This is a genomic window from Amycolatopsis sp. NPDC054798, assembly GCF_053611505.1.
Genome location: NZ_JBSHAM010000096.1, coordinates 17816 through 29666 on the forward strand (window position 1 = coordinate 17816; position 11851 = coordinate 29666).

The window sequence follows — 11851 nt, forward strand, 5'->3', positions numbered from 1 at the left end:
GCGTCTGACGCACCCAAAGTGGCATTGGGGCGCTTCAGCTCCACAGAGCTTCGGAGCGGGACTCTGCCCGGGCCGCCACCTCGGCAACGAATTCCTTGGCGGGCAACGGATCCAGCCTGCGACCCTCCCGGAGCCGAGGCGCGACCAGCTCCGCGTCAGCCTCCCTCGCGCCGACGACCGCCTGGTACGGCACCAACCGCCGGTCGCGGATGCGTGCGCCCAGGCTTCCCCGGTCCGCCGGGACGACCTCGGCTCGCAGCCCAGCGTCCATCGCCTGCTCCACAACCGCTTCCGCCGCCGGGAGTTCCGCGTCGCCGACCGGAAGCACGGCCACCTGCACCGGGGCCAGCCACGGCGGGAACGCGCCACCGTGTTCCTCGATCAACTGCGCCAGCACGCGTTCCAGGCTGCCGAGCACCGCGCGGTGCACCAGCACCGGCCGATGCGCACGGCCGTCCGGGCCGACGTACTCGAGCCCGAACTGCTCCGGCTGGTGGAGGTCGACCTGCACGGTGGACAGGGTCGACTCGCGGCCGGAACTGTCGGCGATCTGGACGTCGATCTTCGGCCCGTAGAACGCGGCTTCGCCCGGACCGCGTTCGTACTCGATGCCGTCGAGCGCGTCGACGAGCACTGCCGCCGCGCGTTCCCACGCTTCGGCCGCCCCGGCGTACTTGCCGCGGTTGTCCGGCAAGGAAAGGCGGTAGCGCGCGGGTTTCAGGCCGAGATCGCGATACACGCGGCGGATCAGCGCGAGCGCGCTCCGCACCTCCGCGGCGACTTGCTCGGGAGCGCAGAAGATGTGCGCGTCGTTCAGCTGGATCGCCCGCACCCGGCTGAGCCCGCCGAGGACCCCGGACAGTTCGGCGCGGTACATCCCGCCGAGTTCGGCCAGCCGCACCGGAAGTTCCCGGTGGCTGTGCGCGCGGGAGCGGTAGATCAGCGCGTGGTGCGGGCACAGGCTGGGCCGCAGCACGACCTGCTCGCCGCCGAGATCCATCGGCGGGAACATGTCGTCGCGATAGTGCGCCCAGTGGCCGGAAAGCTCGTACAGTTCGCGTTTCCCCAGCACCGGCGACGACACGTGCCGGTAGCCGGCGCGGCGTTCGACCTCGCGGACGTACTCCTCCAGCACGTGCCGGATCGCGGCGCCGTCGGGCAGCAGGTACGGCAGTCCGGCCCCGATCAGCGGGTCGCTGCCGAACAGGCCGAGTTCGCGGCCGAGTTTGCGGTGGTCGGGCATGGCGGTCTCCTCGCAGACGGCGAGGCGAGCGCACGGCGAAGCCCGGGGCACTCGCCCCGGGCTCGAATGGCAGTGTTCAGCGCGCCGGGACGGGATCCGGCGTCGTCGTGGACTGGGCGCGCTTCATGCCGCGAACGGTAACCCCGCGTCCGGCGGGACCGCATCTGGTTTTCCGGTTCAGGGCTTCCAGCCGCTTTGCCCGGCCCACTTCTCCGCGCGCACGAACGCCGCGTTGACCCAGCTCTGCTTCTCCTCCGCGTACTGCTCGACCGTGCCGTCCGCGGAATGCTTGCGCGCCAGCTCTTCCTTCACCTGGGCGTAGCTGTCGCGCTCCTCCGGGTGCGCGCGGATCCAGTCGCGGAACAGCAGCGCGAGCCGCCACGCCGGGGTTTCAGTGGACCGGACGTGCAGGTTCACCGGCCGCTTCGGGTCGGCGCTCTGGTGGAACCGCTTGAGCCACTTCCCGTCGCCGTCCTGCGGATCGTCCCACCATTCGCCTTCGCGGCGCGGGAAACCGGCGTCGGCGAGCGCGTCGGCGAGCGCGTCCGCATCGTCCAAAGAGGACACTGTGAGCTGAAGGTCGAGGATGTCCTTGGCGGGCAGGCCCGGCACGGCGGTGGACCCGATGTGGTCCGCGCGCACCAGCCGCGACCCGGCGACCTGCCGCAGCCGCGCCAGCCGGCGTTCGGCCTGCAGCGGCCAGCTCGTGTCGTAGGGCGAGATCACCGGCGAGGCAGGCGGACGCGGTTTGCGCAGCCGGAGATTCGCCTCGAACGGCACCAGCCGGTCCGCCCACAACGCGTCCACCTCGGCGAGCACGATGTCCGGTGTGCCGCCGTTGTCGAGCCAGACGTCGGCGACCGCGCGGCGCTGTTCCTCCGCGGCCTGCGCCCGGATCCGCGCCCGGGCGTCGTCCTCGGGCATGCCGCGCGCCTCGACCAGCCGGCGCACCCGCACTTCCACCGGCGCGTCGACCACCAGCACCAGGTGATACGCGGGCGCGAGGTCGTTCTCCACGAGCAGCGGCACGTCGTGCACCACCACCGCGTCAGCCGCGGCGGCAGCCATCAGCTCGCCGGTGCGCTGCCCGACCAGCGGGTGCACGATCGCGTTCAGCCGCTTGCGCGATTCGTCGTCCGCGAACGCGCGCGCGGCGAGCGCGGGTCGGTCGAGCGACCCGTCCTCGGCGAGGATCTCCTCGCCGAACGCCTCGGTCAGCGCGGCCAGCCCGGGCGTGCCCGGCTCCACGACCTCGCGCGCGATCCGGTCCGAATCGATGACGACCGCCCCGTGTTCGGCCAGCCGGTTCGCCACCGTCGACTTTCCCGCACCGATCCCGCCCGTCAGGCCCACTCGCAGCATGGCCACACCTTAACGAGACCGCCGATCACCCGCTCAGGCGACACCGGACCCCCTGCACGTGCAAGCGCACGGGTACCCGCACACCCTCCGCGTAAACGCAAGCACATTTTCGGGCGTAGCCGGACTGATGTGGGTGACACGCCGCGCGCTTGCGCTGTTTTCGCGGGTCGAGTGCGTACCGTGCGCGGCGGAAGGGTCGCCCACACGGAGGAACAATGGCGGAGAAGCACGTCGGGAAGCACCGGCTCGGCACCCCGGGCCTGGTGCACTGCGTCGCCTATCGCCAGGTCTCGGACGCACTAGCGGAGTACCGGCGCACGTGGTTCAGCGCCCTGCTCGTGCCCGCGAAGCACAGCCTGGCCGGTCTCCGTCGTCGCGCCCGCGAGGCGGCACTGGAACGCGCCTGGGTGCCTTCGGTTTCGCTGGAACGCGCCTGACTTTCCGCGGCTGACCCAACCCCTCCACCGCCCGCGCTGGTCGTGAAGGAGTCCTTGAGGGAATCTGATTCCCTCAAGGAGCCCTTCACGGACCGGTGGATCAGACCTCGCGGGTTTCGATCGCGATCTCGTGGCTCAGCGTGCGATGCACCGGGCATTTGTCCGCGATCTCCAGCAACCGGGCGCGCTGGGCGTCGTCGAGATCGCCTTCCAGCGAGATTTCCCGGGTGATCCGGCTGATCAGCCCGACCTCGGTCTCGCAGCGCTCGCAATCGCGGGCGTGCACCCGGTCGTGCCGGAGCCGGACGGTCGTGCGGGTCAGCGGGATTCCCTTGCGGTCGGCGTACATCCGCAGCGTCATCGAGGTGCAGGTGCCGAGCGCGGAGAGCAGAAGGTCGTACGGCGTGGGACCGGCGTCGGCGCCGCCCGCGCTCGCCGGTTCGTCGGCGAGGAATTCGTGGCCGGCGGTCGTGACGCGCTGGGTGTAGCGGCCGCTCCCGGCATCGGTGACGACGACAGTGCCGGGTTCCGGCTGGGTCATGAGGACGGATTCCTTCTGCTCGGCACGACCTGCTCGGTGCGGGCGGTCGCTTGTGGACGGTCCGGGCGCTCCGGAACGACGTTCCCAAGAAGCCGTGAATATCGTATCTTCTGCTTGCGAGACGCGGACGCGCTTCCCGCGGAGCACGGGCAAAAGGGGGTGGGAGATGGCCACCCGGCATCTCTCGACACGGCCGGCGGAGCAGCACCATCGCGGCCGGTTCCTCGACGCGGCCCTGACTGTCCTCACCGAACGCGGCGTCGCCGGGTTGACCGTGCGCGCGGTCGCGGAACAGGCCGGGGCGTCCACGATCACGGTGTACACGCGCTTCGGCGGCCGAACCGGTCTGCTGGACGCCTTGTACGAACGTGCTTTTGACTTGCTGGGCGAAGAACTGCGCGCCGTTCCGCGGTCCGAGGGCGACGGGGTCGCCGATCTGGTCGAGGTCGCGCTGGCCTACCGCCGGTTCGCGCTGGAGAGCCCGGCCCGCTACGGCTTGATGTTCGAGCGGTCGGTGCACGACTACGACCCGGATCCGGCGTTGCGGTCGGGAGTGCTGCGCACGAGTTTCGCCGAGTTCGTCGCGAAAATCGCGCTGGTCTGCCCGCCGGGCGTCGTCGCGCAGGAATGCGGATACCTGCTCTGGACGGCGATGCACGGACTGGTGAGCGTCGAGCTGACGATCCGCTCGCAAAGCCCGCTCGACGACTGGTTCCTCGACCCGTCCGCGTCGGCGCACGAAACGATGTACCGCCGCGGCGTGCGCGCGACGATCGACGGGCTCGGGCTGCGCGCCTGATCCTCGCCCGCCGATCCGCGCCCGGCGCTCGAAAGAAATAGTCCCGGAAAACAGTTCGGCCCCGGTCCGTGCGGACCGGGGCCGAAACTGTCAGAAACTCAGCGAGTCAACGCTCACGCGCCGCCCGACAGCTTCTCGCGCAGAGCCGCGAGCTGCTCGTCGCTGGCGAGCGTGCCGCCGCTCTTCGCCTCGACCGGGGCGGACGAGGTGTAGCTCTGGTCGCCGCCCTCGATGCCGGTGGCAGCGTCGGCAGCGGCTTCGGCGTCGGCCTCGGCGGCCTTCTTGACCTGGGCCATGTGCTGCTCGTAGCGCGTGTGGGCCTCGGCGTACTGCCGCTCCCACTCCTCGCGCTGCTTGTCGAAGCCTTCCTGCCACTCCTGCGTGTCCGGGTCGAAGCCCTCGGGGTAGATGTAGTTCCCCTCGGCGTCGTACTCGGCGGCCATGCCGTACTGGGTGGGGTCGAACTCGGTCTCCGGCGTGACGCCCTCGTTCGCCTGCTTCAGCGACAGCGAGATGCGGCGGCGCTCGAGGTCGATGTCGATGACCTTGACCATGACGTCGCCGTTGACCTGGACGACCTGCTCCGGGATCTCCACGTGGCGCTCGGCCAGCTCGGAGATGTGCACCAGGCCCTCGATGCCCTCCTCGACGCGGACGAACGCGCCGAACGGGACGAGCTTGGTGACCTTGCCCGGCACGATCTGGCCGATCGCGTGGGTGCGGGCGAACTGGCGCCACGGGTCTTCCTGGGTCGCCTTCAGCGACAGCGAGACGCGCTCGCGGTCCATGTCGACGTCCAGGACCTCGACCGTGACCTCCTGGCCGACCTCGACGACCTCGGACGGGTGGTCGATGTGCTTCCAGGACAGCTCGGAGACGTGCACCAGGCCGTCGACGCCGCCCAGGTCCACGAAGGCGCCGAAGTTGACGATGGAGGACACGACGCCCTTGCGGACCTGGCCCTTGGCGAGCGCGTTGAGGAACTCGCTGCGCACCTCGGACTGGGTCTGCTCGAGGTAGGCGCGGCGGGACAGGACCACGTTGTTGCGGTTCTTGTCCAGCTCGATGATCTTCGCCTCGAGCTCGCGGCCGACGTACGGCTGCAGGTCGCGCACGCGGCGCATCTCGACCAGCGACGCGGGCAGGAAGCCGCGCAGGCCGATGTCCAGGATGAGACCGCCCTTGACGACCTCGATGACGGTGCCCTTGACGGGCTCGTCCTTCTCCTTGAGCTCCTCGATCGTGCCCCAGGCGCGCTCGTACTGCGCGCGCTTCTTGGACAGGATCAGACGGCCTTCCTTGTCCTCCTTCTGGAGAACGAGGGCTTCGACCTCATCGCCGACGGCGACAACCTCGGCCGGGTCGACATCGTGCTTGATGGACAGCTCGCGCGAGGGGATGACGCCCTCGGTCTTGTACCCGATGTCGAGCAGGACCTCGTCGCGGTCGACCTTGACGATGGTGCCCTCGACGATGTCCCCATCGTTGAAGTACTTGATCGTCTTGTCGATAGCCGCGAGGAAGTCTTCCTCCGACCCGATGTCGTTGATGGCGACCTGCGGGGCCCCGGTCGGGGCGGTCGGGGCGGTGGCGGTGTCGGTGGTCATTAGGCGGGTTGCTCCGGTGGATGGGTGTCGTAGGTGTGTGCAGTTGGCTACCGGCAGTGCGACGCGGCGGGCCGCGGCGATGGCATGCGGCGACCCTGCTCAAACGTCCGGCGACCAAACGTTCCACCAGTGAACGACCGCGGCATGACCCGCTGACGATGCGCGGCCCCGGTGGGTAGTCACCCAGGCAGCGCGAACCCCACTGCGCTAACACGTATCGTACGCGGGCCTGTCCGGGGGACACAATCAGGGCCCCCCTCTGCTCCCGGTACGTTCTGCACAACGTTTCCGCCGGTCCGGGCATTCCCCCGCGCCCAGCCGGCCGCACCGGGAGAGGAGACCGGCATGCCCGAGCCCGCGGCGGCCCCGGAGGCCCTGTCCGGCGACCGCCACGCGAGCGCCGAGCAGCGGCTCGGCACCGTCGGCGTCGCCCACCGCGAAGTCGGCGGGAACGAGGCGGAAGCGGCGAATCTGGCCTGGTGGGACGCGGATGCCGACGACTACCAGGCGACCCACGGCGGATTCCTCGGCGACGCCGATTTCGTCTGGTGCCCGGAGGGCGTGCGCGAGGAGGACGCGCGCCTGCTCGGCGACGTGCACGGCAAGCGCGTGCTCGAAGTCGGCTGCGGGCAGGCCGCGTGCTCGCGCTGGCTCGCCGCCGCCGGAGCCGAACCGGTCGCCACCGATCTGTCCGGCGGCATGCTCCGGCACGCCCGCGAGGGGAACGCCCGCACCGGCGCGGCGGTCCCCCTCGTGCAGGCGAACGCCGAGCGGCTCCCGTTCGCCGCGGCCAGTTTCGACATCGCGTGCTCCGCGTTCGGCGCGCTCCCCTTCGTGCCTTCGCTGGAGACAGTCTTCGGCGAAGTGCGCCGGGTGCTGCGCCCCGGCGCGCCGTGGGTCTTCTCGGTCACCCACCCGATGCGGTGGATCTTCCCGGACGATCCCGGGCCGCAGGGGCTCACCGCGACCCAGCCGTATTTCGACCGCACGCCGTACGTCGAGGTGGACGACGACGGCACGGCGACCTACGTCGAATACCACCGCACGCTCGGCGACTACGTCCGCGCGCTCGCCGCCGCGGGCTTCGCGCTGGAAGACCTCGTCGAGCCGGAGTGGCCGCCGGGCCACACGCGCACCTGGGGCCAGTGGAGCCCGCTGCGCGGCAGGCTGTTCCCCGGCACCGCGATTTTCCGCACGCGCCGCGACTGACCGGCTACGCTGCGCCGGTGAGCTCCGCAGGCCGATTCGCCGAACTCGACCCGCTCCTGCCGCCGCCCGTCCCGCTCGCGAGCGGCGACCGGCTGCGTGCCGTGACCGCGTCCGGCGGGCAGGTTTCCGCGCTGCTCCAGCACTGTCGGCACGGGCGGGGCGACGCTCCCCTGCTGTGGTCGGCGGCCGAGGTGTGGCAGCTGTTCCCGGATCCGGAAACGGCGGGCACCGAAGCGTTCGACGCGCTGCTCGGCGCATTGCGGTCCCATGTGGACACTGAAGCGCCGGGTTCCGATTCGGCGTGCGTCGTCAACTGGCCGAGCCGCGACGCCGAAGCCATCCGGGCTTTTCTCGACCACGGGCTGGTTCCGTTGTCCGCGCTGGCGGTTCGCCCCGCCGTCGCACCGGAAGACATCTCCGCCGACGCGTCGATCCGCCTCGCCGGGCCGGACGACTATCCCGCCGCGCTGGCGTTGTGCACGGCGACGTTCGATTACACCGGCCTTGTCGCACACCGGAAACGCGAGCAGACCGCGGAACTGCTCGGCCCGGCGCTGCGCCGCGCGCTCGGCGAGAAAGCGACCTGGCTCGCCGAGGTCGACGGCGAGGTGGCGGCGCTCGCGCAATGCGACTGGGTCGAATCCGCGCCCGGGAACGAGGCCGCCGAACTGCTGCCGTCCGGACGCTGGGGTTACGTGAACAACGTCGTCACCGCCCCGGCCAGCCGCGGCCGCGGGATCGGCCGGGCGCTGATGGCCCGCGCGCACCGCGAGCTGCTGAACCAGGGCGCGACCGGCACCTACCTCTATTACAACCCGACCAATCCCCTGTCGTCGGTGTTCTGGCACCGGCAGGGCTACCGGCCGCTGTGGACGTCCTGGGAAGCGCACCCAGCGTGGGCCTTGCGCTGAACCGCCGCTCTTTGGTGTGACGTCCGGCGAGCCGCCTTGCCGAGCCCTCCAGGCCGGGTCTAACTTTTGAACTGACTAGTCAGTTCAAAATCCGTGGAGTGTGTCCTGTGCAGGTCCGTGCCGACCGGGTGTCCCTGAAGGGTCCCCACGGCCCCTTGTTGCCGCCAACCTCGCTCACCGTCGAGGAGGGCTGCCTCACCGTGGTGCACGGCGAACCGGGCGTCGGCATCACCGCGCTGGCGCTGGCGCTGGCCGGGCGGCTGAAGCCGACCACCGGCACCGTGACCGCCGATCCGGAGGGAGACCTGCGGCGGCTCGTGGCCGTGGTGGACTCGCCGGGAGTCAGCGAGCCGGACGAGGCCTTGTCGCTGCGCGTCGTCACCGGCGAAGAGCTGGCGCTCGCACACCGTCCTTCCAGCAAGGATGCTGTCACAGCTTGGCTCAGTCAGCACGACGCGGCGCCGTATGCCGACAGCCGGTTCGAGAATCTCGAACCCGCGCTGCGCATCCGGCTGCTCACCGCGCTGGCGGCCGAACGCGACGGGGTGCGCGTGCTCGTCCTCGACGCACCCGACCGGCACACCAGCCATGTCGAGACCTGGGCCGCTGTCGCGAGGGAGCACGCCGCCCGCGGGTTCGCGGTAGCGGTGCTGGCCCCGACGACGCCGGAGTCAGCGCTCCCCTGCCCGCCCGCGAAGGTCGGCGAGGCCGAGCAGCCGGATCCGGTCCGGCTGTACGCCCCGCCGGAACCCGCCGAGGCCGAACAGACCCGGCAGCTCCCGGAGACCGCCGAACTGACCGCCGAAACCGAGAACTCCGAGGGAGACCGGGCATGACCACCCCCCACAAGCGGGCCGGCGGACTGAACGCGTTCCGGATCGCGGGCAACGAGCTGCGCAGGCTGTCCACCGGGACGCTGCCGAAGCTCGCGATGTTCGCGCTCGTCATGGTGCCGCTGCTGTACGCGTCGTTCTACCTCTACGCGAACTACGACCCGTACGGCCGGCTCGACAAGCTGCCCGCCGCGGTGTTCACCGAGGACGCCGGCGCGAAGGACTCCAACGGGGCCGAGCGCAACGTCGGCCGCGAAGTCACCGACGAACTGGTGAAGTCCGGCACCTTCCAGTGGCACCAAGTGTCCGAAAAGGACGCCAGGGACGGCGTGCGGGACGACAAGTACTCGTTCGCCATCGGCATCCCGCACGACTTCTCCAAGGCGCTGCTGTCGTCCGGCAATTTCGAGCCGCAGCAGGCGACCATCACGCTCACCACCAACGACGCCAACAACTATCTGGCCGGCACGATCGCGAAACAGGTCGCCGACCAGGTCCGCAAGACCATCGCGGAGAAGGTGGGCAGCGAGGCGGCGGACAAGTTCCTCGTCGGTTTCTCCACCATCTACGGCAAGATCTCCGAGGCCACCGACGGGGCCAAACAGCTCGCCGACGGCGCGGCGAAACTCCAGACGGGACAGCACCAGCTGGCCGACGGGGCGAGCCAGCTCGCGACCGGGTCGGCCAGCCTCGCCACCGGGCTGGGCACGCTCAAATCGAGCACCGCGCAGCTGCCGAGCCAGACGCAGAAGCTCGCCGACGGCGCGGGACAGGTGGCCGACGGCAACCAGAAGGTGGCGAACGCGGGCTCGCTGGCCGCGTCCGCCTCGGCCGACGTGATGAGCCGGATCGACAACTACCGCACCCAGCTGGCCGCGAAGCTGCGCGACTCCGGGATGTCGGAGACCGTCGCCAACTCCATCCTGTCCGAGTACGACCAGCTGCGGTCCGACGCGGGCCAGGCGAACGGGAAGATCCAGTCCGCCAACGGCGATCTGCAGAAGCTCTCCAGCGGCGCCCGGCAGGTGTCCGACGGCGCGCATCAGCTCGCGTCGGCCTCTCCGCAGCTGGCCAACGGGATCGCGCAGGCGTCCGACGGCGCGAACAAGCTGCGCGACGGCGCGGCGAAGCTCGACGACGGCGAGAAGACCGCGGTCACCGGCACCGACCAGCTCGCCGACGGTTCGGCGAAGCTGCACGAGGGCTTGGCGTCCGGGCTGAAGCAGATCCCGAACCCGGACGACCCGACCCGCACCGCCACCGCGAACACGATCGCCGACCCGGTCGCGGTGACGTCGAACGGCGTGGCGTCGGCGGGCACCTACGGCGCCGGGCTCGCGCCGTTCTTCATCTCGCTGGCCACCTGGATCGGCGCGTTCGTGCTGTTTCTGCTGCTCCGCCCGCTGTCCAAGCGCGCCCTCACGGCCGGCGCGTCGCCGCTGCGGGTCGCGCTCGGCGGCTGGCTGTCCTCGGCCGTGCTGGGGCTGGCGCAGGTGATCGTGCTGTTCGCCGCGGTGACCTGGCTGGTCGGCATCCACGTGGCGCATCCGCTGGGCGCGATCGGCTTCGCCTGTTTGGTGTCGCTGGCCTTCACTTCGATCGTGCACGCGCTGAACGCGCTCTTCGGCGCGGTCGGCAAGTTCCTCGGGCTCGTGCTGCTGGTGCTGCAGCTGGTCAGCGCGGGCGGCACGTTCCCGTGGCAGACGATCCCGGACGCGCTGTATCCGCTGCACATCGTGCTGCCCATGGGGTATGCCATCGACGGGTTCCGGCACCTGCTCTACACCGGCGCGTCGATGCAGATCCTCGGTGACGTCGGGGTGCTGGCCGCGTACCTCGTCGGCGGGATCCTGCTGTCCACTCTCGCGGCTCGCAAACACCGGGAGTGGTCGGTCTCGGCGCTCAAGCCCGAGCTGAGCCTGTGAGAGAAACGACCAAACGGAAGCTCTTCGAGGCCACCCTGCGGCTGTCGGCCAGCCGCGGCCTCGTCGGGCTGACGGTCGACGACATCGCGGCCGAGGCGGGGGTCGCCAAGGGGACCGTCTACTACAACTTCGGGTCGAAGGACGGTCTCGTCGACGCGCTGCTCCGGTTCGGGGTGGATCTGCTCGCCGGGCGGCTGCGGGCCGCTGGGACGGATGACGATCCGCTGGCGGTGATCGAGGCGCAGGTGGACACGACGCTGGAGTTCATCGCGGAGTATCCGGGGTTCTCGCAGATCGTGGTGAGCGAGCTGTGGCATACGCCGGGGCGGTGGCACGACACGCTGGCGTTGCTGCGGGAGGAGCTGATCGCGGTGGTGAAGGCCCAGCTGGAGAGGCTGGATTCGGCGGGGCGGTTGCCGGAGGGGCTGGACATCGCGACCGCGGCGGCGGGGTTGTTCGGGACGATGCTGGTGGTGGCGCTGGATTGGCAGGTGTTTCATCCGGCTCGGGCACGGGCGGATGTGCTGGGGTCGGTGATGTTGCTGATTCGGGGGGTTAAGCGGTGACGGTCCCCGGGTGACGGGTGATCGGTGAGGCGGGGCCCGGCTTGGGTGCCGGGCCCCTGGGGTGCGGGTCAGTGGCAGTTGGCGCAGCAGCCACAGCCCTTGCCGGTGCAGGCGGAGCAGCATCCGTGCCGCAGGACTGTCTGGAACAGGCGCTTGATCATTGCTCGGTCCTTCCGGGTTGGTCTTACTCCTGCGTGGGTCACGCTAAGTGGGGTGGCTGTTACGGGGGTACCGCTGACTGGGCAGGTGGGAGGGTGAACCTCTTTGGCTCGTCGCCTGGCGGCGACATTGCAGCCGGTGAGTTGGGGGCACCCCGAAGCTGATTGTGCTGACGGTTCGGGGGTGGTTGTCAAGGCGGGAAAGATGCCTTGACAATCACCCCCGAACCGCAGAGAAGGCTTCGTATCGGGGTGCAGGG

General features: G+C 70.3%; 11 protein-coding genes. 7 read left to right on the forward strand and 4 right to left on the reverse strand.

From position 1 onward, the window contains the following. Nucleotides 1-34: 34 nt before the first annotated feature. Nucleotides 35-1243 carry a threonine--tRNA ligase gene (thrS, locus tag ACWGIC_RS37275; RefSeq protein ID WP_452080647.1) on the reverse strand — a complete coding sequence of 403 codons (1209 nt, stop codon included), beginning with the start codon at nucleotides 1241-1243 and terminating at the stop codon, nucleotides 35-37. A gap of 177 nt (nucleotides 1244-1420) precedes the next feature. Further along, nucleotides 1421-2605: a dephospho-CoA kinase gene (gene coaE / locus ACWGIC_RS37280; protein ID WP_452080648.1), complete on the reverse strand. Its 1185-nt coding sequence runs from the start codon at nucleotides 2603-2605 to the stop codon at nucleotides 1421-1423. Nucleotides 2606-2820: 215 nt separating this feature from the next. Between coaE and ACWGIC_RS37285 the strand changes: the two genes are divergently transcribed. Next, on the forward strand, nucleotides 2821-3042 hold the full coding sequence (locus tag ACWGIC_RS37285; protein WP_116205130.1) for a hypothetical protein: 222 nt from the start codon (nucleotides 2821-2823) through the stop codon (nucleotides 3040-3042). Nucleotides 3043-3142: 100 nt separating this feature from the next. Here ACWGIC_RS37285 and ACWGIC_RS37290 read toward each other — a convergent pair whose 3' ends face one another. Continuing rightward, nucleotides 3143-3583 carry an OsmC family protein gene (locus tag ACWGIC_RS37290; protein ID WP_452080649.1) on the reverse strand — a complete coding sequence of 147 codons (441 nt, stop codon included), beginning with the start codon at nucleotides 3581-3583 and terminating at the stop codon, nucleotides 3143-3145. A gap of 166 nt (nucleotides 3584-3749) precedes the next feature. Here ACWGIC_RS37290 and ACWGIC_RS37295 point away from each other — a divergent pair, with 166 nt between their 5' ends. Then, nucleotides 3750-4382, forward strand: a complete 633-nt coding sequence (locus ACWGIC_RS37295; protein WP_452080650.1) for a TetR/AcrR family transcriptional regulator — start codon at nucleotides 3750-3752, stop codon at nucleotides 4380-4382. A 113-nt stretch (nucleotides 4383-4495) separates the two neighbouring features. Here ACWGIC_RS37295 and rpsA read toward each other — a convergent pair whose 3' ends face one another. Continuing rightward, nucleotides 4496-5989, reverse strand: a complete 1494-nt coding sequence (gene rpsA / locus ACWGIC_RS37300; protein WP_101439322.1) for a 30S ribosomal protein S1 — start codon at nucleotides 5987-5989, stop codon at nucleotides 4496-4498. 345 nt (nucleotides 5990-6334) lie between these two features. Between rpsA and ACWGIC_RS37305 the strand changes: the two genes are divergently transcribed. The 5 genes from ACWGIC_RS37305 (at nucleotide 6335) to ACWGIC_RS37325 (ending at nucleotide 11433) form a co-directional block, all read left to right on the forward strand. Continuing rightward, nucleotides 6335-7198, forward strand: coding sequence for a class I SAM-dependent methyltransferase (locus tag ACWGIC_RS37305; protein ID WP_452080651.1), 864 nt, complete (start codon nucleotides 6335-6337; stop codon nucleotides 7196-7198). Between the two features lie 17 nt (nucleotides 7199-7215). After that, on the forward strand, nucleotides 7216-8109 hold the full coding sequence (locus ACWGIC_RS37310) for a GNAT family N-acetyltransferase (RefSeq protein ID WP_452080652.1): 894 nt from the start codon (nucleotides 7216-7218) through the stop codon (nucleotides 8107-8109). A 107-nt stretch (nucleotides 8110-8216) separates the two neighbouring features. Then, nucleotides 8217-8945 (forward strand): ATP-binding cassette domain-containing protein, encoded by a 729-nt coding sequence (locus tag ACWGIC_RS37315; RefSeq protein WP_452080654.1) that lies wholly within the window; start codon nucleotides 8217-8219, stop codon nucleotides 8943-8945. 26 nt (nucleotides 8946-8971) lie between these two features. Next, on the forward strand, nucleotides 8972-10867 hold the full coding sequence (locus ACWGIC_RS37320) for a YhgE/Pip family protein (protein ID WP_452080655.1): 1896 nt from the start codon (nucleotides 8972-8974) through the stop codon (nucleotides 10865-10867). Next, nucleotides 10864-11433, forward strand: coding sequence for a TetR/AcrR family transcriptional regulator (locus ACWGIC_RS37325; RefSeq protein WP_452080653.1), 570 nt, complete (start codon nucleotides 10864-10866; stop codon nucleotides 11431-11433). The genes ACWGIC_RS37320 and ACWGIC_RS37325 overlap by 4 nt, the downstream gene beginning before the upstream one ends. Nucleotides 11434-11851: the final 418 nt, after the last annotated feature.